This window comes from Pseudomonas sp. NPDC087615 (genome assembly GCF_044743445.1).
GTDB lineage: Bacteria > Pseudomonadota > Gammaproteobacteria > Pseudomonadales > Pseudomonadaceae > Aquipseudomonas > Aquipseudomonas baetica_A.
In genome coordinates, this window is sequence record NZ_JBIUWM010000030.1 from 1 (window position 1) to 26,784 (window position 26,784).

At 59.8% G+C, this 26,784-nt stretch carries 26 protein-coding genes; 17 read left to right on the forward strand and 9 right to left on the reverse strand.

The features are described from left to right. Positions 1-306 precede the first annotated feature (306 nt). Positions 307-1,800 (reverse strand): CoA-acylating methylmalonate-semialdehyde dehydrogenase, encoded by a 1,494-nt coding sequence (locus tag ACIOU6_RS16155; RefSeq protein ID WP_401137825.1) that lies wholly within the window; start codon positions 1,798-1,800, stop codon positions 307-309. A 75-nt stretch (positions 1,801-1,875) separates the two neighbouring features. Beyond that, the gene (locus ACIOU6_RS16160) at positions 1,876-3,225 is read right to left on the reverse strand and encodes an aspartate aminotransferase family protein (protein WP_401137827.1); all 1,350 of its coding nucleotides are present in this window, start codon (positions 3,223-3,225) and stop codon (positions 1,876-1,878) included. A gap of 138 nt (positions 3,226-3,363) precedes the next feature. On the opposite strand from ACIOU6_RS16160, the gene ACIOU6_RS16165 reads away from it, so the two are divergent. From ACIOU6_RS16165 to ACIOU6_RS16195, 7 genes are all read left to right on the forward strand, one after another. Further along, positions 3,364-4,284, forward strand: coding sequence for a LysR family transcriptional regulator (locus tag ACIOU6_RS16165; protein ID WP_221734345.1), 921 nt, complete (start codon positions 3,364-3,366; stop codon positions 4,282-4,284). 121 nt (positions 4,285-4,405) lie between these two features. Continuing rightward, positions 4,406-5,791 (forward strand): uracil-xanthine permease family protein, encoded by a 1,386-nt coding sequence (locus tag ACIOU6_RS16170; protein ID WP_401137830.1) that lies wholly within the window; start codon positions 4,406-4,408, stop codon positions 5,789-5,791. Between the two features lie 88 nt (positions 5,792-5,879). Then, complete coding sequence (locus ACIOU6_RS16175; RefSeq protein WP_150617871.1) at positions 5,880-6,530, forward strand: TetR/AcrR family transcriptional regulator; 651 nt, start codon at positions 5,880-5,882, stop codon at positions 6,528-6,530. Positions 6,531-6,537: 7 nt separating this feature from the next. Beyond that, complete coding sequence (locus ACIOU6_RS16180) at positions 6,538-7,137, forward strand: IMPACT family protein (RefSeq protein WP_401137833.1); 600 nt, start codon at positions 6,538-6,540, stop codon at positions 7,135-7,137. Between the two features lie 519 nt (positions 7,138-7,656). After that, on the forward strand, positions 7,657-9,204 hold the full coding sequence (locus tag ACIOU6_RS16185) for an ABC transporter ATP-binding protein (protein ID WP_401137836.1): 1,548 nt from the start codon (positions 7,657-7,659) through the stop codon (positions 9,202-9,204). 13 nt (positions 9,205-9,217) lie between these two features. Continuing rightward, entirely contained in the window at positions 9,218-10,324 is a 1,107-nt protein-coding gene (locus tag ACIOU6_RS16190) for an ABC transporter permease (RefSeq protein WP_401137839.1), read from the forward strand. Next, positions 10,324-11,250: an ABC transporter permease gene (locus ACIOU6_RS16195; protein ID WP_401137841.1), complete on the forward strand. Its 927-nt coding sequence runs from the start codon at positions 10,324-10,326 to the stop codon at positions 11,248-11,250. The genes ACIOU6_RS16190 and ACIOU6_RS16195 overlap by 1 nt, the downstream gene beginning before the upstream one ends. A gap of 73 nt (positions 11,251-11,323) precedes the next feature. On the opposite strand, the gene ACIOU6_RS16200 is transcribed toward ACIOU6_RS16195, so the two are convergent. Next, the gene (locus tag ACIOU6_RS16200; protein WP_401137928.1) at positions 11,324-11,758 is read right to left on the reverse strand and encodes a hypothetical protein; all 435 of its coding nucleotides are present in this window, start codon (positions 11,756-11,758) and stop codon (positions 11,324-11,326) included. An 83-nt stretch (positions 11,759-11,841) separates the two neighbouring features. Here ACIOU6_RS16200 and ACIOU6_RS16205 point away from each other — a divergent pair, with 83 nt between their 5' ends. The 3 genes from ACIOU6_RS16205 to ACIOU6_RS16215 all read left to right on the forward strand — a co-directional run bounded on the left by ACIOU6_RS16205 (position 11,842) and on the right by ACIOU6_RS16215 (position 14,521). Beyond that, the gene (locus ACIOU6_RS16205) at positions 11,842-12,198 is read left to right on the forward strand and encodes a MerR family transcriptional regulator (RefSeq protein ID WP_221734166.1); all 357 of its coding nucleotides are present in this window, start codon (positions 11,842-11,844) and stop codon (positions 12,196-12,198) included. A gap of 18 nt (positions 12,199-12,216) precedes the next feature. After that, a complete protein-coding gene (locus ACIOU6_RS16210) occupies positions 12,217-12,903 on the forward strand; it encodes an SDR family oxidoreductase (protein ID WP_221734167.1) in 687 nt (228 codons plus the stop codon). A gap of 259 nt (positions 12,904-13,162) precedes the next feature. Further along, entirely contained in the window at positions 13,163-14,521 is a 1,359-nt protein-coding gene (locus tag ACIOU6_RS16215) for an 8-oxoguanine deaminase (RefSeq protein ID WP_401137845.1), read from the forward strand. A gap of 129 nt (positions 14,522-14,650) precedes the next feature. Here the strand turns inward: ACIOU6_RS16215 and ACIOU6_RS16220 are convergent, their stop codons facing one another. Beyond that, positions 14,651-15,742 (reverse strand): calcium:proton antiporter, encoded by a 1,092-nt coding sequence (locus ACIOU6_RS16220; RefSeq protein WP_221734169.1) that lies wholly within the window; start codon positions 15,740-15,742, stop codon positions 14,651-14,653. A gap of 286 nt (positions 15,743-16,028) precedes the next feature. Here ACIOU6_RS16220 and ACIOU6_RS16225 point away from each other — a divergent pair, with 286 nt between their 5' ends. The 3 genes from ACIOU6_RS16225 to ACIOU6_RS16235 all read left to right on the forward strand — a co-directional run bounded on the left by ACIOU6_RS16225 (position 16,029) and on the right by ACIOU6_RS16235 (position 19,261). Further along, positions 16,029-17,102, forward strand: a complete 1,074-nt coding sequence (locus ACIOU6_RS16225) for a BMP family ABC transporter substrate-binding protein (protein ID WP_221734170.1) — start codon at positions 16,029-16,031, stop codon at positions 17,100-17,102. A gap of 159 nt (positions 17,103-17,261) precedes the next feature. Beyond that, on the forward strand, positions 17,262-18,227 hold the full coding sequence (locus ACIOU6_RS16230; protein WP_401137850.1) for a 2-oxoglutarate and iron-dependent oxygenase domain-containing protein: 966 nt from the start codon (positions 17,262-17,264) through the stop codon (positions 18,225-18,227). A gap of 80 nt (positions 18,228-18,307) precedes the next feature. Beyond that, complete coding sequence (locus tag ACIOU6_RS16235) at positions 18,308-19,261, forward strand: adenosine deaminase (RefSeq protein ID WP_401137853.1); 954 nt, start codon at positions 18,308-18,310, stop codon at positions 19,259-19,261. Between the two features lie 58 nt (positions 19,262-19,319). Here ACIOU6_RS16235 and ACIOU6_RS16240 read toward each other — a convergent pair whose 3' ends face one another. The 3 genes from ACIOU6_RS16240 to ACIOU6_RS16250 form a co-directional block, all read right to left on the reverse strand. After that, positions 19,320-20,702: an MFS transporter gene (locus ACIOU6_RS16240; protein WP_221734173.1), complete on the reverse strand. Its 1,383-nt coding sequence runs from the start codon at positions 20,700-20,702 to the stop codon at positions 19,320-19,322. Between the two features lie 129 nt (positions 20,703-20,831). Continuing rightward, a complete protein-coding gene (locus tag ACIOU6_RS16245; RefSeq protein WP_221734174.1) occupies positions 20,832-21,563 on the reverse strand; it encodes a helix-turn-helix transcriptional regulator in 732 nt (243 codons plus the stop codon). Positions 21,564-21,879: 316 nt separating this feature from the next. Then, complete coding sequence (locus ACIOU6_RS16250) at positions 21,880-22,809, reverse strand: LysR family transcriptional regulator (RefSeq protein WP_401137857.1); 930 nt, start codon at positions 22,807-22,809, stop codon at positions 21,880-21,882. 120 nt (positions 22,810-22,929) lie between these two features. On the opposite strand from ACIOU6_RS16250, the gene ACIOU6_RS16255 reads away from it, so the two are divergent. From ACIOU6_RS16255 to ACIOU6_RS16265, 3 genes are all read left to right on the forward strand, one after another. Continuing rightward, the gene (locus tag ACIOU6_RS16255; RefSeq protein WP_339431888.1) at positions 22,930-23,223 is read left to right on the forward strand and encodes a putative quinol monooxygenase; all 294 of its coding nucleotides are present in this window, start codon (positions 22,930-22,932) and stop codon (positions 23,221-23,223) included. Positions 23,224-23,255: 32 nt separating this feature from the next. Beyond that, positions 23,256-24,269: a zinc-binding alcohol dehydrogenase family protein gene (locus tag ACIOU6_RS16260; RefSeq protein ID WP_401137861.1), complete on the forward strand. Its 1,014-nt coding sequence runs from the start codon at positions 23,256-23,258 to the stop codon at positions 24,267-24,269. A 165-nt stretch (positions 24,270-24,434) separates the two neighbouring features. Continuing rightward, complete coding sequence (locus tag ACIOU6_RS16265; RefSeq protein ID WP_221734178.1) at positions 24,435-24,608, forward strand: hypothetical protein; 174 nt, start codon at positions 24,435-24,437, stop codon at positions 24,606-24,608. 7 nt (positions 24,609-24,615) lie between these two features. Here the strand turns inward: ACIOU6_RS16265 and ACIOU6_RS16270 are convergent, their stop codons facing one another. Both ACIOU6_RS16270 and ACIOU6_RS16275 read right to left on the reverse strand, forming a co-directional pair. After that, the gene (locus ACIOU6_RS16270; protein ID WP_401137864.1) at positions 24,616-25,818 is read right to left on the reverse strand and encodes a multidrug effflux MFS transporter; all 1,203 of its coding nucleotides are present in this window, start codon (positions 25,816-25,818) and stop codon (positions 24,616-24,618) included. 89 nt (positions 25,819-25,907) lie between these two features. Further along, positions 25,908-26,105, reverse strand: coding sequence for a cation transporter (locus tag ACIOU6_RS16275; protein WP_221734180.1), 198 nt, complete (start codon positions 26,103-26,105; stop codon positions 25,908-25,910). A 148-nt stretch (positions 26,106-26,253) separates the two neighbouring features. Between ACIOU6_RS16275 and ACIOU6_RS16280 the strand changes: the two genes are divergently transcribed. Continuing rightward, positions 26,254-26,637: a hypothetical protein gene (locus ACIOU6_RS16280; RefSeq protein ID WP_221734181.1), complete on the forward strand. Its 384-nt coding sequence runs from the start codon at positions 26,254-26,256 to the stop codon at positions 26,635-26,637. The last annotated feature ends 147 nt before the right edge of the window (positions 26,638-26,784 follow it).

Here is a 26,784-nt window from a genome sequence, read left to right on the forward strand (position 1 = left end):
TCAACCACTTGCGCCTCCGATCTCTCGTCAGCGGGAGGCGAATTCTACAGCGTTACACGCTGCTGTCAACACCTCTTTTTCAACTTCTTTCTGGCCTCGATAACCTGAAGCAACCCACCGCCGAAAACATCATAACTCATTGAATATCAAGGAGTTTTCCGTTTCGACTGCGCCGGAAGTGGGGCGAATTATAGACGTCTGGAATTCGCCGTCAACACCTATTTTCATATTTCTGTCATATCAGTCAAAGAACCCCGAAAACACAAAGGCCGACCTCTACAGGTCGGCCTACTTCATCCCTCCTGCTTACAAGCTAGGGAAGGCGAACTGCGAGGCCTCATGGCTGGCACGCTGCGGCCAGCGCTGGGTGATTGCCTTGCGACGAGTATAAAAGCGCACGCCATCGGGCCCATAAGCATGCAGGTCGCCGAACAGCGAACGCTTCCAGCCGCCAAAGCTGTGATAAGCCACCGGCACCGGCAAAGGCACGTTGACGCCGACCATACCGACTTCGATCTCGTCACAGAACAGACGCGCCGCTTCACCGTCACGCGTGAAGATGCAGGTGCCGTTGCCGTATTCGTGATCGTTGATCAGTTCCATCGCCTCTTCCAGGCTGCTCACCCGAACGACGCACAGCACTGGCCCGAAGATCTCTTCTTTATAGATGCGCATCTCTGGAGTGACGTTGTCGAACAGGCAGCCCCCGAGGAAGAATCCGTCTTCGTGACCCGTGACGCTCAAGCCGCGACCATCGACCACCAGGGTCGCACCTGCTGCCACGCCGTCATCGACATAGCCGCTGACCTTGTCGCGAGCCTGACCGGTCACCAGAGGCCCCATGTCCAGACCACACGAAGTACCCGCACCAATCATCAACGCCTTGATCTGTGGAACCAGTTTGGCCACCAACGCATCCGCCACCTGATCACCCACACATACCGCAACGGAGATCGCCATGCAGCGCTCGCCGCAAGAACCATACGCCGCGCCCATCAGTGCGCTGACCGCGTTATCCAGATCGGCATCCGGCATCAGCACCGCATGGTTCTTCGCGCCGCCCAGCGCCTGAACGCGTTTGCCGCGCTTGGTGCCTTCGGCGTAGATGTATTCAGCAATCGGCGTCGAACCGACGAAGCTCAGCGCTTTGACTTCCGGCGCTTCGATCAGCGCGTCCACCGCAGTCTTGTCGCCGTGGACCACGTTCATCACACCTTTTGGCAGGCCGGCTTCCAGCAGCAGTTGAGCGATCAACAGCGTGGAGCTTGGATCACGCTCGGACGGCTTGAGGATGAAGCAGTTGCCGCAAACGATCGCCAGTGGATACATCCACAGCGGCACCATCGCCGGGAAGTTGAACGGCGTGATACCGGCAACAACGCCAAGCGGCTGAAAGTCCGACCAGGCATCAATGTTCGGGCCTACGTTGCGGCTGTACTCGCCCTTGAGGATTTCCGGCGCAGCACAAGCAAACTCGACGTTCTCGATACCGCGTTTCAGCTCACCGGCAGCGTCTTCGAGAGTCTTGCCGTGTTCTTCACTGATCAATTGCGAGATGCGCGCTTCGTTCTGCTCCAGCAGTTGCTTGAAGCGAAACATCACCTGAGCACGTTTGGCCGCTGGTGTGTTGCGCCACGCCGGGAACGCTGCCTTGGCGGCATCGATGGCTTTCTGGACGGTTTCGCGGCTGGCCAGTGGCAGCTTGTGGATCGCTTGCCCCGTGGACGGGTTAAACACGTCAACCGCGCGACCGTTCTCGGTCACCAGTTCGCCATTGATCAAATGCGGGATAACGCTCATCGAAAACTCCTGAATGCTTGTCCACGGATGCCCACGAGGGGCACCCGCTGTTTTTAGATATATATAGAAGGAAAATCAGTCGAGCTTGTTCAGCACTTCGCCGACCGCGTCGAACAGACGATCAAGGTCTTGTGGCTTGCTGTTGAAGGTTGGGCCGAACTGCAGGGTGTCGCCGCCGAAGCGCACGTAGAAGCCCGCTTTCCACAGCGCCATGCCGGCCTCGAACGGACGCACGATGGCGTCGCCGTCACGACCGGCAATCTGGATCGCACCGGCCAGACCGTAGTTACGGATGTCGATGACGTTCTTCGAACCCTTCAAGCCATGCAGCGCGTTTTCAAAATGCGGCGCGACTTCGGCCACGCTCTGCACCAGGTTTTCCTTTTGCAGCAGGTCGAGTGCCGCCAGGCCAGCGGCGCAAGCCACCGGGTGCGCCGAATAGGTATAGCCGTGCGGGAATTCCACCGCGTATTCCGGCGTTGGCTGGTTCATGAAGGTCTGATAGATCTCGGAGCTGGCAATCACCGCGCCCATCGGGATCGCGCCGTTGGTGATTTGCTTGGCGATGCACATCAGGTCGGGAGTGACGCCAAAGCTGTCGGCGCCGAACATCGAACCGGTGCGGCCGAAACCGGTGATCACTTCGTCGAACACCAGCAGGATGTTGTGCTGATCACAGATTTCACGCAGACGCTTCAGATAACCCTGAGGCGGAACCAGCACGCCAGCGGAACCGGCCATCGGTTCAACGAACACGGCGGCGATGTTCGACGCATCGTGCAGTTCGATCAGCTTCAGCAGTTCATCGGCCAGGGCGATACCACCCTGCTCCGGCATGCCACGGGAGAACGCATTGCTCGCCAGCAACGTGTGCGGCAGGTGATCGACGTCCATCATCGCCTGACCGAACATTTTGCGGTTGCCGTTGACGCCACCCAGGCTGGTGCCGGCGATGTTCACACCGTGATAGCCACGGGCGCGGCCGATCATTTTGGTCTTGGTCGCCTGGCCTTTAAGACGCCAGTAGGCACGGACCATTTTCACCGCCGTATCGGCGCACTCGGAGCCGGAGTCGGTGAAGAACACATGGTTGAGGGTGCCCGGGGTCAGATCGGTGATTTTCTCAGCCAACTGAAAGGACAACGGATGGCCGTACTGGAAGCCCGGCGAGTAATCGAGTGTGCCCAACTGCTTGGAGACCGCTTCCTGAATTTCCTTGCGGGTGTGCCCGGCGCCGCAGGTCCATAGACCGGACAGCGAGTCGTAGATCTTGCGGCCCTTGTCGTCGAACAGCCAACTGCCCTCGGCACCGACGATCAAACGCGGATCGCGCTGAAAGTTACGGTTGGCGGTGTACGGCATCCAGTGCGCGTCCAGCTTCAGTTGGCTGGCCAGTGGCGACGGAGCGGTTTCAGGCATGTTCATCGGGCAAAACCTCGCAGGGCATAAGCGTCAGGGAGATAGAAAGCGTTGTTGCAGCTAAATTGCCACGGCGATAAAGTCGGTGAAATCCAACTCTTCTAACCTTCAGTCAGCCCGCTACTAAACTTTGAGTGATCAAGCATGAGCAGCCGCCGTCCCGATCCGCTGGCCCAGGTCAGTGACTTTGATATTCGCTTACTGCGGATTTTTCGCAGCGTGGTGGAATGCGGCGGCTTCTCGGCGGCGGAAACCGTGCTCGGTATTGGACGCTCGGCGATCAGTCAGCAAATGAGCGACTTGGAGCAACGCCTCGGCTTACGCCTGTGCCAACGCGGTCGCGCGGGATTCTCGCTGACCGAAGAAGGCCGCGAGGTCTATCAATCGGTGCTGCAACTGTTAAGTGCGCTGGAAAGCTTTCGCACCGAGGTCAACGGTCTGCACCAGCACTTGCGCGGCGAGTTGATCATTGGCCTGACCGACAACCTGGTCACCCTGCCCCACATGCGCATCACCCACGCCCTCGCGCAATTAAAAGAACGCGGCCCGGACGTGCAGATCCAGATCCGCATGATCGCGCCCAATGAAGTCGAACAAGGCGTGCTCGACGGCCGCCTGCATGTTGGCGTGGTGCCGCAGGCCAGTGCACTGTCCGGTCTGGAATATCAGCCGTTGTATAGCGAACGCTCACTGCTTTACTGCGCGGTCGGGCATCCGCTGTTTTACGTCGATGACAAGCAACTGGACGACGAACGCCTGAATAGTCAGGACGCCATCGCCCCGACCTTCCGTTTGCCGGCAGACATTCAGGCGCATTACCAAGCGCTCAACTGCACCGCCAGCGCTTCGGACCGTGAAGGCATGGCGTTCCTGATCCTGACCGGGCGCTACATCGGTTATCTGCCGGATCACTACGCCAGCCTATGGGTGCAGCAGGGGCGTCTGCGTGCGCTCAAGGCCAAGACACGTTTCTATGACCTGAGCCTCGCATCGGTCACGCGCAAGGGCCGGCGCCCCCATTTGGTGCTGGAAAGTTTTCTTGAAAGCTTGGCGGCGACGCGTTGAAAAACCTGCAAGGCCCAGCCACGCTGGGCCTAACAGACAAAATCGCCCAATAACCTGAGCATGTGGACAGCTTTTTGCAAAGCAGGATCAACCCCGATCCTTCAACAAGAAGCCCAAGTCCATGCAGCCAGATTCCGCACCGTCCAGCGACCTGATCTACGGCCTCAACGACCGCCCCAAACCGCCCGCCGCGATTCTTGCCGCCCTACAACACGTACTCGCCAGTTTCGTCGGCATCATCACCCCGCCGCTGGTGATCGGTTCGGCGCTTGGCTTGACCGCGCATTTACCGTACCTGATCAGCATGGCACTGATGGTGTCCGGGGTCGGTACGTTCATTCAGGCACGCCGACCGTTCGGCATTGGTGCCGGGATGATTTGTTTGCAGGGCACCAGTTTCGCCTTTCTTGGCGCCGTGCTGTCGGCAGGGTTTCTGGTCAAGCAGCGCGGCGGCGGCCCGGAGGACATTCTGGCGATGATCTTCGGCGTGTGCTTTTTCGGCGCGATCGTACAGATCGTGCTCAGCCGCTTCATTGGCCAATTGCGTCGCGTCGTTACGCCGTTGGTGACCGGCATTGTCATCACCCTGATCGGTATCAGCCTGATCAAAGTCGGCATCACAGATCTGGGCGGCGGTTTCAATGCACCGGACTTCGGTGCGCCGAGCAATCTGGCGCTGGGCGTGTTCGTGCTGCTGACGATCATCCTGCTCAATCGCTCGAACACGCCGTGGGTGCGGCTCTCGGCAATCATCATCGGCCTGGTGCTCGGCAGTCTGGCGGCATGGTTCAGTGGGAAACTGGTTGTACAGCCTTTGCCTGACTTGCCGCTGGTGAGTATTCCTACACCGTTCAAGTTTGGATTCAGCTTCGACTGGACGGCTTTTCTGCCCGTCGCGCTGATTTATCTGATCAGCACCATCGAAACCGTCGGCGACCTCACCGCCAACTGCATGCTGGCCCGCCAGCCCATCAGCGGCCCTTCTTATATAAGCCGTTTGCGCGGTGGCATTCTCGGTGATGGCGTGAGCTGCATGATCGCGGCCACTTTCAGCGCATTTCCCAACACCACGTTCGCGCAGAACAACGGCGTGATCCAGTTGACCGGTGTCGCCAGTCGCTACGTCGGTTTGTACATCGGCGCGATCCTGTTTTGTCTCGGCCTGTTTCCAATGATCGGCGCGGTGCTGCAACAGATTCCGAAACCGGTGCTTGGCGGTGCGACGCTGGTGATGTTCGGTGCCGTTGCGGCGGCGGGTGTGCGTATCCTCGCGCAATCACCGCTGGATCGACGCAGCATGTTGATCATCGCCACCTCGTTCGGCGTCGGCCTGGGCATTGCCGCACAACCGAACTTGCTGCACTTGCTGCCGAAACTGGTGCAGAACCTTTTCGACTCGGCGATCACCAGTGGCGGGCTGACCGCAATCATGCTCTGCCTGCTGCTGCCGGAAGCAAAAACCACCACCGAAGCCCATGTGCAGGTGAACAAGGTCGAACAGGCGTAACGGTTTTATTGCTTCAGGACTTGTCTGAAGCCTGTGGGTGCGCTATCAACGCAACTGGTTGCGCCCACAGACAAACCCGGAAGTGCCTATGACCTTTGAAGTCCCCGCTCACGGCGGCAAGCCCGCCAGCCGCATTCGTCAGAAGAACGAAGAGACCATCCTCAAAGCCGCCGAAGACGAGTTCGCCCGTCATGGGTACAAAGGCACCAGCATGAACACCATTGCCCAGAATGCCGGGTTGCCCAAGGCGAACCTGCATTACTACTTCACCAACAAGCTTGGGTTGTACGTGGCGGTGCTGAGCAACATCATCGAGTTGTGGGACAGCACCTTCAACACCCTGACGGCCGAGGACGATCCGGCCGAGGCGCTCACCCGCTACATCCGCGCAAAAATGGAATTCTCCCGCCGCCAGCCGCAAGCTTCGCGCATCTTCGCGATGGAAGTGATCAGCGGCGGCGAATGCCTGAGCGAATATTTCAATCAGGATTACCGCGCCTGGTTCCAGGGGCGAGCGGCCGTTTTTCAAGCGTGGATCGATGCCGGCAAAATGGACCCTGTGGATCCGGTACACCTGATTTTCCTGCTGTGGGGCAGCACTCAGCATTACGCCGACTTTGCCACGCAGATCTGCCGAGTCAGCGGGCGCAGCAAGTTGACCAAGCAGGACATGGAAGACGCCGGCAACAATTTGATCCGCATCATCCTCAAAGGCTGCGGCCTCACTCCCTCTCTATAAGACGTCTATGCCTTTCACCCTCAGTGGTTTTTGCGAATACCGCGAAGAGATTCGCAAAAGCCGCTTCATCACCTACGCCACGCCGATCAGCAGCGCGGCCGACGCGCAGGCGTTCTTCGAACAGCACAGCGACTTGAACGCCTCGCACAACTGCTGGGCTTGGAAACTGGGCGATCAATACCGCAGCAATGACGACGGCGAGCCTGGCGGCACGGCGGGCCGGCCAATTCTGGCGGCGATTGAAGCGCAGGATTGCGATCAGGTCGCCGTACTGGTGATTCGTTGGTACGGCGGCATTCAACTGGGCACCGGCGGTTTGGCCCGCGCCTATGGTGGCGGCGCAAACAAGTGCCTGCAGACGGCAGCGAAAGTCGAGTTGATCAGCCGTGTGCCGCTGCGTTGTGCCTGTGGGTTTGCCGAGCTGGCGCTGGTGAAATTGCGGGTGGCGGATCTGGGCGGGTTGGTGGTCGAGGAAAACTTCACTGCCAACGGCGTCGAATTGCAGCTTGCGGTGGGCGAACAGCAGATCGAATTATTGCAACGCCAGTTGGCTGATTTGAGTCGTGGGCGAATTTTGCTTCAGCGCTCAAGCGCTGCGATCTTTTAGGGCATCGCTTGATTTCCTTATTCCCCCGAGTTGCCCACATCGGCTGTGCACCCGGCTGTGGATAACCTGAGTACATTGCGCTGTAACCCTTCTGTCACGCGGCTTTGCGCGGTTTGTTCATTTTTCGTTCAATCTCTCCTGAACAATTCAAAATTCGCCTAAAAACAATCAGTTAATCGCGTTTAGCACCATTAGAAGAAAGCATTGCAGTGCTTATGCCCGGGTTTACAGCTTGCGCACAATAACTGTGGAGCAACCTGTGGATAACCCGTTCATGGCTGGCGCAGTTGCAGACTCTGCCTAGCCCCCGCATCTTTGCTCGTTTTTTGATCAGTCACCGAAGGGCAAAACTGGAGCCTGTTCAACGGCTTTGCTCTGAATTGGTGCCGGGCAAATACCCGATGCAGCCTTGAATGCTCTGCGCCAAGCGCTGATGCACACGGTTCACCTAGGTTCCTGACTCAATGGCCAGGAAATTGCTTTATCCACAGGCACAATTCCAAGCAAGTCGAGCCTGTCATGCCAATCGATCCGCCCAACACGCGCCTGCAACTGCGCCACATCAGCAAACGCTACCCCGGTTGTCTGGCCAACGATGCCATCGACCTGAGCATCGCCCCCGGGGAAATCCATGCGCTGCTCGGTGAAAACGGCGCGGGCAAAAGTACGCTGATGAAGATCATCTATGGCGTCACCCAGGCCGATGCGGGCGAGACGCTCTGGCAAGGTCAACGGGTGAATATCCGCAACCCGGCGCAGGCGCGGCAGTTGGGGATCGGCATGGTGTTCCAGCATTTCTCACTGTTTGAAACCCTCAGCGTGGCGCAGAACATTGCTCTGGCGATGGGCGCAGCGGCCGGTACGCCCAAACAACTGGAACCGAAAATTCGCGAAGTGTCGCGCCGTTACGGCATGGCGCTGGAGCCTGAGCGACTTGTCCACAGCCTGTCGATCGGTGAGCGACAACGGGTGGAAATCATCCGCTGCCTGATGCAGGACATCCGTCTGCTGATTCTCGATGAACCGACCTCGGTGCTGACACCGCAAGAGGCCGACGACTTGTTCATCACGCTGCGTCGCCTCGCCGCCGAGGGCTGCAGCATTCTGTTTATCAGCCACAAGCTCGGCGAAGTTCGCGCCTTGTGCCACAGCGCCACGGTTTTGCGCGGCGGGCGAGTGGCCGGGCATTGCGTACCCGCCGAGTGTTCGGATCAACAATTGGCACAGTTGATGGTCGGCGAAGCGGCGGCGTTGATCGGTGATTATCCGAAAGTCAGCGGCGGCGCGGATTTTTTGCAGGTGAGCGGTTTGAGCTGGCGCAACCCCGATCCGTTTGGCAGCTCGTTGACCGACATTAATGTGCAAGTGCGCAGCGGTGAAATCGTCGGCATCGCCGGGGTCGCCGGCAATGGTCAGGATGAGTTGCTCGCCCTGCTCAGCGGCGAACAAACCCTGCCGAGCGCCGAGGCGACGACGATTCGCTTCGGTGAACAAGCTGTCGCTGACTTACGCCCGGATGCGCGGCGCAAACTCGGTCTGGCGTTCGTCCCCGCCGAACGCCTCGGCCACGGCGCGGTGCCCGAGTTGAGTCTGGCGGACAACGCCCTGCTCACGGCCTTCCAGCAGGGATTGGTCAGTAACGGGCTGATCCAGCGAGGCAAGGTCGAAGCCCTCGCGCAACAAATTATTCAACGCTTCGGCGTGAAAACCCCGGACACGCAAACCGTTGCGCGCCGTCTGTCTGGCGGCAACTTGCAGAAATTCATCCTCGGCCGGGAAATCCTCCAGCAACCGAAACTGCTGATCGCCGCACACCCGACCTGGGGCGTGGACGTCGGCGCTGCCGCCACCATTCACCGCGCGTTGGTCGCGTTGCGCGATGCCGGTGCGGCGATTCTGGTGATTTCCGAAGACCTCGACGAACTGTTCCAGATCAGCGACCGCCTCGGTGCGTTGTGCGGCGGGAAGATGTCCGCGTTGCACAACACGGCGGACACCCTACTAAGCGATGTCGGTGGCTGGATGGCTGGCCAGTTCGATGCCCCTCAACAACACGCCACGGTTTAACGGAGTTTTCAACATGCTGCTTTCTCTCGAACCCCGTGGCCAGCAATCGCGCCTGATGCTCTGGTGCTCGCCGTTGTTGGCGGCGGCGCTGACCCTCGGTTGCGGTTCGCTGCTGTTCATCGCTCTGGGTCATGATCCACTGCAAACTTTGCACACCCTGTTGATCGCACCGGTCAGCGACGTGTACGGCGTCTCCGAATTGCTGGTCAAAGCCCTGCCGATTCTGCTCTGCGCGTTGGGCTTGGCCGTGGCCTATCAAGCGCGAATCTGGAACATCGGCGCCGAAGGCCAATTGCTCTTGGGCGCGTTGGCCGGCAGTGCGCTGGCGGTGAACATCATCGACATGCAAAGCCGTTGGGCACTGGTGCTGATTCTGCTCACCGGCACCCTCGCCGGCGCGGCGTGGGCCGGGCTGACGGCATGGCTGCGCACGCGTTTCAACGCCAACGAAATCCTCACCAGCATCATGCTCAATTACATTGCCCTCAACCTGTTGTTGTTCTGCGTACACGGCCCGTTGAAAGACCCGGCCGGCTTCAACTTTCCCGAGTCGGCGATGTTTGGCGATGCCAGCCGTTTACCGCTGTTGATGGAGGATGGCCGCGTGCACGCCGGGGTGTATTTCGCCCTGCTCGCCTTGGTGGCGGTGTGGGTGTTGTTGCAGAAAAGCTTTGTCGGTTTTCAGATCAAAGTGCTCGGGCTGGACAAGCGTGCGGCGGGGTTTGTCGGTTTTCGCGAGAAACGGCTGATCTGGCTGGCGCTGCTGATCAGCGGCGGTTTGGCCGGGCTCGCGGGGGTCTGCGAAGTCACCGGGCCGATTGGTCAGTTGGTGCCGCAGGTTTCGCCAGGGTATGGCTATGCGGCGATCACCGTGGCGTTTCTCGGGCGGCTGAATCCGATCGGGATTCTGTTCTCCAGTCTGTTGATGGCGTTGCTGTACATCGGCGGCGAGAGTGCGCAGATGGCCCTCAACCTGCCGCAAGCGATTACCCAACTGTTCCAGGGAATGATGCTGTTTTTCCTGCTGGCCTGTGACGTGCTGATCCTCTATCGGCCGCGCCTGAAACTGCGCTGGAGACGGCGCACGTCGACCACTGCCGTAACCGCCGGAGCGCTGTGATGGATATCGATCTGCTGAGCAATATTTTCTACGCCATGGTGCGTTGCGGCACACCGCTGTTATTGGTGGCGATGGGTGAACTGATCTGCGAGAAGAGCGGCGTGCTCAACCTCGGCCAGGAAGGGATGATGCTGTTTGGTGCGGTGATCGGTTTTATCGTCGCCCTCAGCAGCGGCAATCTTTGGCTTGGCGTGTTGTTGGCGATGCTTGCGGGGATGCTGTTGTCGTCGCTGTTTGCCTTGGTGGCGCTGGTGTTCAACGCCAATCAGGTGGCGACCGGGCTGGCGCTGACGATTTTTGGTGTGGGGTTGTCGACCTTTGTCGGCACCGCGTGGGTGGGTAAACCACTGGCGGGTTTTGAGCCAATGGCGATTCCGTACTTGAGTGAAATTCCGCTGATCGGGCGGATGCTGTTTGCTCAGGATCTGTTGGTTTACCTGTCGTTCGCGCTGTTTGCGCTGGTCGCGTGGGTGATCATCAAAAGTCGTATCGGGCTGATCATTCAGGCCGTCGGTGAGAACCCGGATGCGGCCAGTGCGATGGGCTTGCCAGTGTTGACCGTGCGTACGCTGGCCGTGCTGTTTGGCGGGGCGATGGCCGGGTTGGCCGGGGCTTATCTGTCACTGGCGTACACGCCGATGTGGGCCGAGAACATGACGGCCGGGCGCGGCTGGATCGCGCTGGCGCTGGTGGTGTTTGCCAGTTGGCGGGTGTGGCGGTTGTTGCTGGGGGCGTATCTGTTCGGGCTCGCCAGCATCCTGCATTTGGTGGCACAGGGGATGGGGCTGGCGATTCCGTCGAGTTTGCTGGCGATGCTGCCGTATGTGGCGACGATTGTGGTGTTGGTGCTGTTGTCGCGCGATGCGCTGCGTACGCGGTTATATGCGCCGGTGTCGTTGGGGCAGCCGTGGCAGGCAGGGCATTAATGTGGTGATTTCACGGGCCCCATCGCTGGCAAGCCAGCTCCCACAGGGATCTCGGGTGTGAATGCGTTCTGGATTACACCACCGGAACCTGTGGGAGCTGGCTTGCCAGCGATGGGGCCCGAACAGGCAACACCTGAGCGATGCCCCACGCCAGTTCGAAAACCAGGAAAACCAACAATATCGAACTGGCGCCATGGACCAGGGCATACCCCTGCCAAGCCGCAAACAGAAACCGCGCCACCGCGTCATAGCGCCCATAAAGCGCCTGCGGATCACGAATCCGCAGCACCGCCCACACACAAACCACCGAACCCAAAAGATTCGCCATCAACATATGCATCGGCGCGAACGCTGGTAGTTCACCCGGCAAATCCATCGTCTGACTCAGCGCCGCCAAAACCCCATGCAACGCCGTAAAACTCCATGGCGTGGCAAACGCCGCCGTGACAATCAGGTCATACCAGGCACTGCCGCGCACCACGTTTCGATACTGGGTTGAAGTCCACATCATCCATGCTCCAGAAATTTGAGGAGCAAGCACGGTAAAGCCTGGAGTATGCTCCAGGGTCAAGCCCTCTTCAGAGCAACACCATGCGTATCGGTGAATTAGCCGTGGCCAGCGCCGTCAGCCGCGACACCCTGCGTTTCTACGAGCAGCGCGGATTGATTGCGGCGCAACGCAGTGCCAACGGTTATCGCGACTATCCGCCGGAAATGGTGCAACTGGTGCTCTACATCAAGACTGCGCAACGGCTGGGTTTTACTCTCGGCGAAATCGGCAACAGCGTTACCGCCTTGTGGAAGGCACCTGATCCGGAAAATGCCGTGGCGCAATTGCTGCGCGACAAACTGCAACTGATCGAAACCCGTATGAGTGAACTCGACGCACTGCGTCAGGAGTTGCAACTACGGCTCGCTCAGGCGTGTCCATTGAATCCTGCACGTTAACTTTTCAAGGAACCCATCATGTCCCAGGCAAAAAACGCACTGATCATCGGCGCCTCACGTGGTTTGGGCCTCGGGTTGGTGAAAACCCTGCTGGCCGATGGCTGGCAAGTGACGGCCACCGTGCGCAATCCTTCGAACGCCGACGCGTTGCAAGCGCTGGGCAAGGTGCGCATCGAGAAGCTTGATATGGATGACCAGCAAGCGGTGATCGCCCTGAGTCAGCAACTCAAGGGCGAGACGTTCGACCTGCTGTTCGTCAACGCCGGGGTCAAAGGCCCGGATGTACAAACCCCGGGCGGCGCGACACTGGCCGAAGTCGGGAAATTGTTTTTCACCAACGCGGTGGCACCGATCAATCTGGCCCAGCGTTTTGTCGGGCAGATTCGCGATGGCAGCGGTGTGTTGGCGTTCATGAGTTCGGTACTCGGCAGCGTGACCATGCCGGATGCGCCGGAACTGGCGCTGTACAAGGCGAGCAAGGCTGCGCTGAATTCGATGACCAACACTTTCGTGACCCAGTTGGGCGAACAGAAACTCACGGTGCTGTCACTGCATCCGGGTTGGGTGAAGACGGACATGGGCGGTGACGGTGCCGACATTGATGTCGAGACCAGCACGCGCGGTCTGGTCGATCAGGTGAATGCGTTTACTGGCAAGGGCGGGCACCACTTCGTCAATTACAAGGGTGAAACCATTCCTTGGTAAGCACCGTATAACCCCTGTGGGAGCGGGCTTGCTCGCGAAGGCGTCGTGTCAGTCAATACACCCGTGCCTGACTCAGCGCTTTCGCGAACAAGCCCTCTCCCATAAGGGGTGGTGTGTGTTGTCCTGTCGGGTGGGGCTTGCCCGGCATCGCGTTTTGTTTGAAACTGCGCGCCTCGTCCTTCGCGGCGACCCTGGATCAGCAGACAGGGCAACACTGAGCTGGCAACCCTGAACCCAACTTTCAGAGGAGCCGGCCACAATGCCTGCCATCCGTACCTGGTTAAAAAATCCCCTCGCCACTTTCACGGCCAACGCGCTCGATGCCCGTGGTGGTCTGGTGCTGCAAGACGGCGTGATCGTCGAAGTGCTGGCGGCCGGTCAGCAACCGTCCGCACCGTGCAATGAAGTGTTCGATGCCCGCGAGCATGTGATCCTGCCGGGCCTGATCAACACCCACCACCATTTCTACCAAACCCTCACTCGCGCTTGGGCGCCAGTGGTCAACCAGCCCTTGTTTCCGTGGCTGAAAACCCTGTACCCGGTCTGGGCGCGCCTGACGCCTGAAAAACTCGCGCTCGCCAGTAAAGTCGCGCTGGCCGAACTACTGCTGTCGGGCTGCACCACTGCCGCCGACCACCACTACCTGTTCCCCGACGGTCTGGAAAACGCCATCGACGTACAAGTCGAAACCGTGCGTGAACTGGGCATGCGCGCCATGTTGACCCGAGGTTCGATGAGCCTCGGCGAGAAGGACGGTGGCCTGCCGCCACAGCAGACCGTGCAGGAAGGCCAGGTGATCCTCGACGACAGTCAGCGCCTGATTCACGAGTACCACGAGCGTGGCGATGGCGCGCAGATCCAGATCGCCCTGGCACCGTGCTCGCCCTTCTCGGTGACGCCGGAAATCATGTCGGCCAGTGCCGAACTGGCGAACAAACTCGACGTGCGTCTGCACACGCATCTGGCCGAAACCCTTGATGAAGAGGATTTCTGCCTGCAGCGTTTCGGCCTGCGTACCGTCGATTATCTGGACAGCGTTGGCTGGCTCGGCCCACGCACCTGGCTGGCCCACGGCATTCATTTCAACCCGGACGAAATCACCCGCCTCGGTCAGGCCGGCACCGGCATCTGCCATTGCCCAAGCTCGAACATGCGCCTGGCCTCCGGCATCTGCCCGAGCATCGATCTGACCGACGCCGGTGCGCTGTTTGGCCTGGGTGTCGACGGTTCGGCATCCAACGATGCGTCGAACATGATCCTCGAAGCGCGGCAGGCGCTGTACATCCAGCGTCTGCGTTATGGCGCCGAGAAAATCACCCCTGAGCGCGTGCTGGGCTGGGCGACCAAGGGCTCGGCGAGTCTGTTGGGGCGTACCGACATTGGTGAACTGGCGGTGGGCAAACAGGCTGATCTGGCGTTGTTCAAGCTCGATGAGCTGCGCTTCTCCGGTAGCCATGATCCGATTTCGGCGCTGCTGCTGTGCGGCGCCGATCGTGCGGATCGCGTGATGATTGGCGGCAAGTGGCGTGTGGTGGATGGACAGGTTGAAGGGCTGGATCTCAAGGGCTTGATTGCCGATCACAGCCAGGCTGCGCGCCAACTGATCGCCGGCACCTGATTCACCGCCGATTAAACCTGTGGGAGCGGGCTTGCTCGCGAAGGCGTCGTGTCAGTCAGTCAGTTTTAAGCTGCCTGACAGAACGCGTTCGCGAGCATGCCCGCTCCCACATTTGGAATTGTGGTGTTCCTAGAGCCCGAGCAGGGACAGCATGATGAACGTCGCAAACAGCACAAAGTGCGTCATGCCCTCAATGGCATTGGTTTCACCGTCGTTGAGGTTGATCGCACTGACAATCAGGGTGATGAAGATCATCACCGTCTGCACTGGCGTCATCGCCATTTGAAATGGCTGGCCGGTGTACAGCGCCATGGCTTCCATCACCGGCACGGTCAGGATCACCGTCGACAGTGACGCGCCCATCGCGATGTTGACCACCGACTGCATGCGGTTCGCCAGCGCCGCACGCAATGCCGTGAGAATTTCCGGCGCGGCCGAGATCGCCGCCACCAGAATCGCCGTGATCACCGGCGGCGCCCCTGTTCCCTCCAGGCCCAGATCGAGGGTTTTCGACATCACCTCGGCCAGCGCGCCGATCACCACCACACCAAACACCAGGATGCCAATCGACAAGCCCAACCTCAGCGGTTTCGGTTGCTGTTCGACCGGCTCTTTCTTGCGCCGCTTGTCCGGGTAGCTGTAGCTGAAAAAATAGCTGTGCGGCCCGACCTGCATGCGCAGGAACAAGGTGTAAAGCACCACCATCGCACCGATGGTGAACGCCGAATAAACCTTCCAGTTAGCCTCGGGAATGAACTCCGGCACCACCATCGACACGCCCATGGCGGTGAGGATCATCACGCTGTAGCTGCGCGCCGAGTCGTCGTTGTAGGACTGCTCGCCGTGCTTGATCCCGCCCATCAGCGCCGCGAGGCCGAGAATGCCGTTGATGTCGAGCATCACCGCTGAATAGATCGTGTCACGCACCAGGGTGGGCGATGCTTCGTTGCTCATCATGATCGCCAGAATCACCACTTCTACCAGCACGGCGGCCAGCGTGAGGATCATCGTGCCGTAGGGGTCGCCGACTTTTTCGGCGAGCAGTTCGGCGTGGTGGGCGACGCGCATTGAGGCGGCGACGATGAAGGCGATCAGCACCAGCCCGGCGCCCAGGGCGACGATCTGGCCGCTGTGCAGCAGCCAGTGTTCCAGTGAATAAGCGATGAGTGCGGCGATAAGGGCCAGCAGTAGAAAGCTTTCTTGCTTGAGGATCGTGAACATGGCGGGCCTTTTGCCGAAGAGTGCGAATGAGCTACAGACTGCGGAGCGGCGCTAACGTTTCGTTACACCTTAGCGCACCAGTGGATGGCGGCCGTTTCATTCGTTGCACTTTTATTGGCCGCGCCGACCTCTTCGCGAGCAAGCCCGCGCCCACATTGAAATGCATTCCCCTGTGGGAGCGAGCCTGCTCGCGAAGGCCGTTATGCGGTTTGGAGACGTTTGTTGTCCTGTTGGTCAGCAATTTGCATTGACGCTGTCCACACACAACAAAATGGAGCTCCAATTCATGCAAATACGTCCGCTGCACAAACTGCTGTGCGCCGTCCTCGGTCTGGGGATCAGTCTGAGCGCCAGCGCTGCCGATCCGCTGAAGGTCGGTTTCGTCTATATCGGCCCGATCGGCGACCACGGCTGGACGTATCAGCATGAACAGGGGCGCAAGGCACTGGCCGAGAAACTCGGCGATCAGATCACCACCCACTACGTGGAGAACGTCGCCGAAGGTGCCGATGCCGAGCGGGTGATCCGCAACATGGCCAAGGACAAGTACGACCTGATCTTCACCACCTCGTTTGGCTACATGAACCCGACGCTGAAAGTTGCCAAGCAATTTCCCAAAGTGACTTTCGAACACGCCACCGGCTACAAGCAGGACAAGAACCTCGGTACCTATCTGGCACGCACTTACGAAGGTCGCTACGTCGGCGGTTTCCTCGCCGCGAGGATGACCAAGAGCAAAAAAATCGGCTACGTCGCCTCGTTCCCGATTCCGGAAGTGATCCGCGATATCAACGCTATTCAACTGGCCCTGAACAAGTACAACCCCGGCACCGAGATCAAAGTGGTGTGGGTCAACTCCTGGTTCGATCCGGGCAAGGAAGCCGATGCGGCCAACGCGCTGATCGATCAGGGCGTGGACGTGGTGTTCCAGCACACCGACAGCCCGGCGCCAATTCAAGCGGCCGAACGTCGTGGCGTGTACGCCGTGGGCTACGCCTCCGACATGGCGCACTTCGGGCCGAAAGCGGTGCTGACCTCGATCGTCAACGACTGGGCGCCGCACTACATTCAGGCGACGCAAAGCGTGATCGACCACACTTGGAAATCCCAGGATTACTGGGGCGGGTTGAAGGAAGGCACGGTTGAACTGCCGATCAGCGACTTGGTGCCAGCGCCCGTGAAGGCTGAAGCCGAGCAGATCATCGCCGACATCAAGAGCGGCGCGTTCAAGCCGTTTACCGGGCCGATCAAGGATCAGGCCGGGGTCGAAAAAATCCCGGCGGGCGTGAGTGCAACCAACGCAGAACTGGCCTCGATGAACTATTACGTTGAAGGCATGAAGGCCGAGATGCCGAAGTAATCCTCCCAGAAACACCACCGAACCTGTGGGAGCTGGCTTGCCAGCGATGAGGCCATCACCTTCAACATCATTGTTGCCTGGGAGATTGCTATCGCTGGCAAGCCAGCTCCCACAGAGATCTCCGTTGCTTTTCAGTCTGAGTTTCTTCAGGACAAACGTATGAACAGCCTTCCCATCATCGACATCAGCCCGCTCTACACCGACGACCAAAACGCCTGGCCCGCCGTCGCCGAGCAAATCGACCAGGCGTGCCGCGAGTGGGGTTTCTTCTACATCAAGGGACATCCGATTTCCGCCCAGCGCATCGACGCACTGCTCGATCACGCGCAGCGTTTTTTCGATCTGCCGGCGGCAGAGAAGCTCAAGATCGACATCACCCAGACCCGCCACCATCGCGGCTACGGCGCCATCGCCACCGAACAGCTCGACCCGAACAAACCCAGCGATCTGAAAGAAACGTTCGACATGGGTTTGCATCTGCCGGCCGATCATCCCGAAGTGCTGGCGGAAAAACCCTTGCGCGGGCCGAACCGCCATCCTGAGCAAGCGGGATGGCAAACCCTGATGGAGCAGCACTACCTCGACATGCAGGCCCTCGCGCAAACGCTGCTGCGCGCCATGACCCTTGCCCTGGACATCGAACGCGACTTTTTCGACAAGCGCTTTTTTGAACCCGTGAGTGTGCTGCGCATGATCCATTACCCGCCGCGCCACACCGCCAGTTCTGCCGAGCAACAAGGCGCTGGCGCGCACACGGATTACGGCTGCATCACCCTGCTCTATCAGGACGCGGCGGGTGGCCTGCAAGTGAAGAACGTCAAAGGTCAATGGATCGACGCGCCGCCGATTGAAGGCACATTCGTGGTCAACCTCGGCGACATGATGGCGCGCTGGAGCAACGACCGATATCGCTCGACACCGCACCGGGTGATCAGCCCGCTCGGCGTGGAACGCTACTCGATGCCGTTCTTTGCCGAACCGCACCCGGACACCCGCATCGAATGCCTGCCCGGTTGTCAGGACGCACAGCATCCGGCGAAATATCCGGCCACCACTTGCGCCGAATTCCTGCTCTCGCGCTTCGCTGATACCTACGCCTATCGGCGGGAACAGGAGGCGGTCTGATGGATCGTTTGGTCAGGTTTTGCCAATTGTTTCGGCGAGCATCTGTAGAATGCCGTCATTGCACCTGATGAGAAAAGAATATGTACGACTGGCTCAACGCCCTGCCCAAGGCTGAACTGCACCTGCATCTGGAAGGCTCGCTGGAGCCCGAACTGCTGTTCGCCCTGGCCGAACGCAACAAGATCGCCCTGCCGTGGAACGACGTCGAAACCCTGCGCAAGGCTTACGCCTTCAACAATCTGCAGGAATTTCTCGACCTGTATTACCAGGGCGCCGACGTGCTGCGCACCTCCCAGGATTTCTACGACCTGACCTGGGCCTACCTGCTGCGCTGCAAAGCGCAGAACGTGATTCACACCGAACCGTTCTTCGATCCGCAGACCCACACCGACCGGGGTATCCCGTTCGAAGTGGTGCTCAACGGCATCGCCGCCGCATTGAAAGATGGTGAGCAGCAACTGGGCATCACCAGCGGTTTGATCCTGAGTTTCCTGCGCCATCTGAGCGAAGACGAAGCACAGAAAACCCTCGATCAGGCGCTGCCGTTCCGTGACGCGTTTGTCGCTGTCGGTCTGGACAGTTCCGAGATGGGTCATCCGCCGAGCAAGTTCCAGCGCGTGTTCGACCGCGCTCGTCACGAAGGCTTCCTGACCGTCGCCCACGCCGGTGAAGAAGGGCCGCCGGAGTACATCTGGGAGGCCATCGACCTGCTGAAAATCCAGCGTATCGACCATGGCGTGCGCGCCATCGAAGACGAGCGTCTGATGCAGCGGATCATCGACGAGCAGATCCCGCTGACCGTGTGCCCACTGTCGAACACCAAGCTTTGCGTGTTCGATCACATGTCGCAGCACAATATTCTCGACATGCTTGAGCGTGGCGTGAAGGTCACGGTGAACTCAGATGACCCGGCGTACTTCGGCGGCTACGTGACCGAGAACTTCCACGCGCTGCACGAGCACCTGGGCATGACCCAGGATCAGGCCAAGCGTCTGGCACAGAACAGCCTGGATGCACGGTTGGTAAAACCGTAACAACACCGAAGAGCTAATGTGGGAGCGGGCTTGCTCGCTCCCACAATGGGATCTATGGTCAGCCTGCGACTTGTGTTTCAGTCAGCTCTTCCAGCGTCTTGCCCCGCGTCTCCATCCCGAACAACCACACCACCCCCGCCGCAATCGCAAAGCACAGCGCACCCAGCGCAAACACCCCACCCTGCCCGGTCATCGGGAACACCAGCCCGGTCACCATAGGCCCAAGCAGCGATCCCACCCGACCGATCGCCGAGGCGAATCCCGAGCCCGTCGCCCGGGCTGACGTCGGATACAACTCCGGCGTGTAGGTGTAGAGCACTGCCCACATGCCGAACAGGAAGAACTGCATCAACAACCCTGTGCTGATCAGCAGCGCCACATTGCCGCCGAACACCGCGCTCTGCCCATACAGAAACGCCATTACCCCCCCGCCGAGCAGCGTGACGATGCACACCGGTTTACGTCCCCAGCGTTCCACCAGCCACGCCGCCATCAGGAAACCGGGAATCCCGCCCAGGGAAATCAGCACCGTGTAATACACCGACTGCGTCACGGCGAAACCAGACTGTTGCAGCAATGCGCTGAGCCACGACGTCAGGCCGTAAAAACCCAGCAGCGCGAAGAACCACACACTCCAGATCATCGTCGTGCGCTGGCGATACTGTGGCGACCAGATCTGCTTGAGCGCCGAAAAGAAGTCGCCCGGGGGCGTCACAGTGCGCGGTATACGCAGCGGTGACGGCAACGCGGCGCCACCGAGCGATGCGCGTACCCGCGCTTCGATCCCGCTCAAGACTTTGTCGGCGGCTTCATGTTTTCCGGCCTGTTCCAGCCAGCGCGGTGATTCGGGGATGAAAAAACGGATCGCCAGCACAAACACCGCGGGCACCGCCAACACCAGAAAAATGTCGCGCCAGCCTATCAGCGGCAACAGGAAGTAGGACAATACCCCGGCCGCGACAAAACCCAGCGGCCAGAAGCCGTCCATCAAGGCGATGTAGCGCCCGCGTCGCTGAGCCGGAATCAGCTCCGACAACATCGATTGGGCAATCGGAAACTCCATGCCCATGCCAATCCCCAGCAGGATGCGGAACAGCGTCAGCGACTCTATCGTTTGCGCCGTCGAGCAAAGATAACTGGCCAGCCCCCACAGGACGATGCTCCACTGAAACACCGGTTTGCGTCCGAAACGGTCGGCGAGCATGCCGGACAGCGACGCGCCGAGCACCATACCGAAGAAACTCGAACTGGCGAGCAGCCCTGCCTGCGCACTGCTCAGGCCGAACTCGGCTTTGATCGAGCCGAGCAGGAACGTCATCATCGCCAGGTCCATGGAGTCAAAGAAAAACGCCAGGGCGATGATGATGAAAATGATCCGGTGATAACCGCTGATCGGCAGTCTTTCCAAGCGTTCTGCCGCGCTGAAGCCTTGAGTGTCCATATCGCCTCCCCCATCCGAAATTTCCCCGGATTGAGTGTGCGCGATGGTGATACAGAGGCCGTACTGGATGCGACCTGCTCGCAGTCGTAGACGACGTCGACACGCCTGACGTCGACCTCGAATGCTCTATCACGCCATCTCCAGCTCGGTTTCCTTGGCAAATCGATGCAATTCCCGCTGGCCGGTGTCCGTCAGTTGCAGGGCCCTTGAGTCATTGGGCAATGTCAGCCAACCGGACTGCATGAACAACTGCAGCAATGCCGCACCGAGTGAACCTCCCATGTGCGGACGACGCTCGCTCCAGTCCGGACAAGCGCAAGCCACCTGCACGTTGCGATGGGCCAGCGCCTGGATGAACACGCCGCGACTGGCCAACTGTTTCGCGCCTTTATGGGTCACCACCACGCGTTGTTCAAGCTGTTCGATCCAGCCGGCGTCGAGCAGTCGCTGGTACAGATCGGCAGCCAGCGTGCCGCCCAAATGGTCATCACAAAAACGTGCGCGCAATAGCGAAGAGGGTGCCGTCTGAGGTTTGGTCATGGGCGTGGCGCGCTTGAACACTTCGGCGATTTCCCGCGGAGCACTGGCAATGGTGGCGCTGGCCAGCGCTTCTATCGCCGCCCCTACCTCCGGTGCCGAAAGGCGGAAAAACCGCTTGCGACCACGAACTTCAACCTTCAACAGACCGCCGGTGGACAAGCGTGCCAGATGCGCGCTGGCCGATGACGGCGACAGCCCTGCCAGTAGCGCTAGCTCCTCGGTCTGCCGGGCCGAGCCGTCCATCAGCGCCCACATCATCGCGCTGCGCTTGGGGTCGGCCAGCAACGTGGCGATCTGGCTGATGCAAGGTGCATGTTCCATGTATTCACTCCCTGTGGAATCGTATCGTCTACTGCTCGGAGACATCTTGACCAGTAATGGGTCGGCGGCCAAGACGTGAAAAACGCCCTGAGCCGGGACAAGGCAGGCCATTGACACAACATGTTCCGGCATAGAACCCGCCACCCTTGCACAGCCCTGAATTGAACAGGGACTGCTGGATGTGACGTCGTCCGGGCCGGGTTTCGGTACTGGCATGAGGCGGGCGCTAGTATAAGCGGGATGCACGCCCCGTCCCGCGTCGCGGCCTGCACGTGTGGTGATTGTTCCTGACAGAAATTTCTCTATTTACCTGCGACTAATGATCAAGTTTCTGGAAAACGGGAAATTGACTACTCAAATCAGCGCATCGGCTGGCGAGCATTTCCCTCAGAAGGTTCACCGGCTTACTCAATTGTGCGCGATGTGCGCACAAAAGATTCAGCGGAGCGCGCTCACAAAGCAGCTCCGGCAACAGCACTTTGAGGCGCCCGGCGAGGACATCGGCGCCCACGTCCAGCCAGGATTTGTAGGCAATGCCCGCGCCGGCCACCGCCCACAACCGCACGACGTCGGCGTCGTCACTGAAACGATCGCCACTGACGGTCAAGCCGACTTCGCGCTTGCCGTCGTGAAAACTCCAGTGGTCATGCACCCGGCTGCCGAGCATGTACAACAGGCAATTGTGCTGAGCCAGTTGTTCGAGTTGGCGCGGTTCGCCGTGCCGCGCCAGATAGGCCGGGGATGCGCAAAGCACGCGGCGGTTATGCGGGGCGATGGGCAAGGCGATCAGGCTGGAGTCTTCCGGCTCGCCATAACGCAGGGCGATGTCCACCGGCTGGCGAAACAGGTCAGCGATGCGGTCGCCGAGCAACAGGCGTACGGTCAGTTTCGGATGTTCACGCTGGAACTCGTCGAGCCAGGGCAACAACAGGTTGCGCCCGAAATCCGAAGGCGCCGACAACTGCAAGACCCCTCTGACCTGCTCCTGCCCGCTGGCCAACAGACGTCGGCCCTCATCTAGGTTGCTCAGCGCGGCCCGGGCGTATTCGAGAAAGCCTTCACCCTCGGCGGTCAGGCGAAGACTACGCGTGGAGCGCGCCAGCAACCGTGCGCCGAGTTGCTGCTCGATTCGCTTCAACGCCGCACTGGCCACCGCGGCGGACATGTCCATCACCCGCGCCGCCGCTGACAGGCTGCCCAGATCCGCCGCCCGAACAAACAACTGCAAGTCATCGAAACGCAGCATGTTCTGCCTCGATTATCAAAAAAATATTGAAAGAGCCTGCTCTTTTAGCCGGTTTTATCTTGCAGAGAAATAGCCAATCATCTGCGCCATCGAATTCATCCCGCTTCTATGGAGCCGAGCATGTCCCAGCCATTCACCGCTATTGCCACCCTGACCGCCAAACCCGGCCAACAGGACACCCTTGAGCAGGCGTTGCGCGCACTGGTAGAGCCAAGCCGTGCCGAGGACGGTTGCAGTCAGTATGACTTGCATCGCGATCTGACCGACCCGCAGGTGTTCTACGTGATCGAACACTGGGCAAGCGAAGCCATCTTGCAAGCGCACAACGCCAGCGCACACTTTCAGAATTTCCAGGCCACTGCCGGCCAGTGCATCGAACACTTCGAACTCAAACGTCTGGGCAGCATCGCCTGAACCTTTCTTTTATTACCTTGACGGAGCCCCTCATGAAAGCCATTGCTTATTACGCCTCCCTGCCGATCAGCGACGCAAAATCCCTGCAAGACATCGAGCTGCCGGAACCAGTGGCTGGCCCGCGAGATTTGCTGGTGGAGGTCAAAGCCATCTCGGTCAATCCCGTGGATACCAAAATCCGCCAGAACGTCGCCCCTGAAGGCGGTGCGGCGAAAGTGCTGGGCTGGGACGTGGCCGGTGTGGTCAAGGCTGTGGGCAGCGAGGTGACGCTGTTCAAGGCTGGCGACAACGTCTTCTACGCCGGCTCCATCGCCCGCGCGGGTGGCAACAGCGAACGGCACGTTGTGGATGAACGAATTGTCGGGCACATGCCCAAATCCCTGGGTTTCGCTGAAGCCGCCGCCCTGCCCCTGACCGCGATCACCGCGTGGGAGTTGCTCTTCGAACGCCTGAACATTCGCGAAGGTAAAACCGCCGAAGGCCAGAGCCTGCTGATCGTCGGCGCGGCGGGCGGCGTGGGCTCGATCCTCACGCAACTGGCCAAGCAACTGACCGGCCTGAACGTGATCGGCACCGCCTCCCGCGAGCAAACCCGCGATTGGGTCAGCGAGTTGGGCGCGGACCTGGTGATCAATCACAGCCAGCCGCTGAGCGAAGCGCTCAAGCGTGCCGGGGTCAACCAAGTGACCCACGTCGCCAGCCTGACCCAGACCGAGCAACATCTTGATCAACTGATCGAAGCCCTGGCGCCGCAAGGCAAACTGGCGCTGATCGACGATCCGAAGTCGCTGGACGTCACCAAGCTCAAGCGCAAGAGCCTGTCGCTGCACTGGGAGTTCATGTACACCCGCTCGCTGTTCGAGACGCCGGACATGATCGAACAGCACAACCTGCTCAACCGCGTGGCCGAGCTGATTGATGCCGGAACATTGAAGACAACGGTCGGCGAGCACTTTGGCAGCATCAATGCGGCGAATCTGCGCCGGGCGCATGAATTGCTGGAAAGCGGCAAAGCCAAGGGGAAAATTGTTTTAGAAGGTTTCTAAACATCAAAAAATCGCAGTCTTCGGCAGCGCCAATAATGGGCTGGCGGGGACTGCGAGGTTTTTTTTGCCGTCAGTCTGACAGTTGATCCTTGTCACAATTGCGATCGTATTCAGGTCTACAATCGACGCCTCTGCGATACATCTTTTACGCAAGGGAGGTCAGTAATGAAGATCCTGATAAAAGAAGTGGCAAAGTCTCAATGGCAGGTTCGCCTGGATCAGCACGCCGTGACATTCCGCAGTGAAGCCGAAGCCCTCGCCTTCACCCGCACCCTCGAAGCGCGAATTTGCGCGCCCCATCAGATCCCCGACCTCAGCCAGCAACGCGCTGCCGGCTGAGGTTTTCTTATGCCTCGGCCCGGGCTTGCGCCAGCGCTCGGGCATTGTGCAGACGCCGGGTGAGCATCGCGACGCTCACCACCAACAAACCGCACAGGCTGATGACCATCGCCATCGGCACGGCGGAGCCATCGTGCAACACGCCCACCAGCGCCGAAGCCCCGGCGGCGACGCTGAACTGCATGCAACCGAGCAACGCCGACGCACTTCCGGCGCGTCCACCCTGCCCATTCATCGCACAGGCTGCGGCATTGGGACTGATGCAACCAAGGCTGGCAACACAGATGAACAAAGGGATCAGCAGCGGCCACAGTGCCTCGGTGTGCAAGGCAGCGACCGCTAGCAAAGTCAGACCGGCAGCCAGATAAACCCAGACCGCGCGCGACAGCAGAAACGCCGGGCCTCGCTTGGCCAATAGCCGCGCATTGATTTGCGCCACCAGAATGAACCCCGCCGCGTTGGTGCCGAACAGCCAGCCGAAATGCTCCGCCGGCACGCCATACAGTTTGATAAAGATGAACGGTGAGCCAGCAATGTAGGCAAACATCCCGGCGATGGCGATGCCGCCGGTCAGGGCATGGCCGATATAAATCGGATCCTTCAAGAGGCGTCCATACTGGCGCAAGGCACCGGACAACGGTTGGCGCGGTATATGCGCGGGCATACTTTCCGGCAGACCGAGGGCCACCGCCAATCCAGCCAATGCACTGAAAACGGTCAGCACCAGAAAGATCGACTGCCAACCCGTGGTGTTGACCAGCAGGCCGCCGAGCATCGGCGCCAGGATCGGTGCCAGGCCCATCACCAGCATCAGCTGCGAAAAGACCTTCGCCGAACCCACCGCGTCGCATTTGTCGCTGACCACCGCCCGAGAAATCACCATCCCCGCACAGCCACCCAGCGCCTGCACGAAGCGTGCGCCGATCAGCCATTCCAGATTTGGCGCATAAGCGCAGGCCAGGGATGCCAGCGTGAACAGCGCCAGACCAATAAGTAACGGAACCCGTCGACCGAAGCGATCCGCTACCGGGCCGTACGCCAGTTGGCCAATCGACAGACCGAGGAAGTACGCGGCCAGCGTCATCTGGACGTGTTTTTCATCGGTGGCGAACGCCAGGGCCATGGAGGGAAACGCAGGTAAATAAAAGTCGATCGCCAAGGGACCGAAGGCGGTCAAGGCACCGAGAATCAGAATGGTACGGAAGTTCATCAGGCATCCAGGTTGGCAAGTCGGCAGCCCGACAGTCTAGCCGCGCCCGGACGCCTTGAACATTCCGATAGCTCGCTAACTATTAAAAATCAGACGAGTTTGATGGCGTAACCTTCCTCGCTGATCGCGGCGATCACCTGATCGGCCGTCATTACACTGTCGACACCGACCTCTTTGGCTGCCAGATCAACCTGCACAACAGCCGCCGGATCCTTGGCTTGCACCGCGTTGGTGATCGCTTTGACGCAATGGCCGCAGGACATGCCTTGAACGTTGAATACTTGCATGGGATGACTCCTTTGAGTGAGGTTGCCAGCAGTTTTGAGCTTGCCACGGTGGCAAGGTCAAGTTCTTGAATAAACTGCCGGGCTGGCAATCGGCGCCGCGCTCGGCCAAGCTGCGAGCATCAATGACATAAATTCAGGAGATTCAGCCATGCGCTGGTCAGCTTTCAGCCTGTTTGGCTTGCTCAGCCTCTTCGCCTTCCTGCCTCAGGCCAACGCGACCGGAGAGGACTACGCCGTTCTGATCATTTCGCGCGAGCGCCTGGAAGTGCCGACGTCTTGCGAGATTGGCGTGTACATCCAGGATCAGTTTGCAGGGCGACTGCTTCAAGAGCAGTCCACCTCGTTCAACCTGCCCCATGGTACTTTTTCGATTCGTCTGAAACTGGAGCCAGGTCAAGTATCGGGTTGTCAGCCCGGCATGCTGGCACCACCGGCGCAGGAGATCTCGCTCAAGGCTGGCGATGTGGTGAAGTACCGTATCGCCTCATCCGCCAAAGGCTTGTACCTGCGGCCCGCCGCCCTCGAATATTAAGCCCGTCCAAAATGTGGGGGCGGGCTGGCTCGCGAAAGCGATGTGTCATTCAACAAAGACCTTGAATGTAACGCCCCTTCGCGAGCCAGCCCCCTCGCTTTTTTTTGCCCTGCGACATCGTACCGATTGGCGCTTGACCTTGCCCGC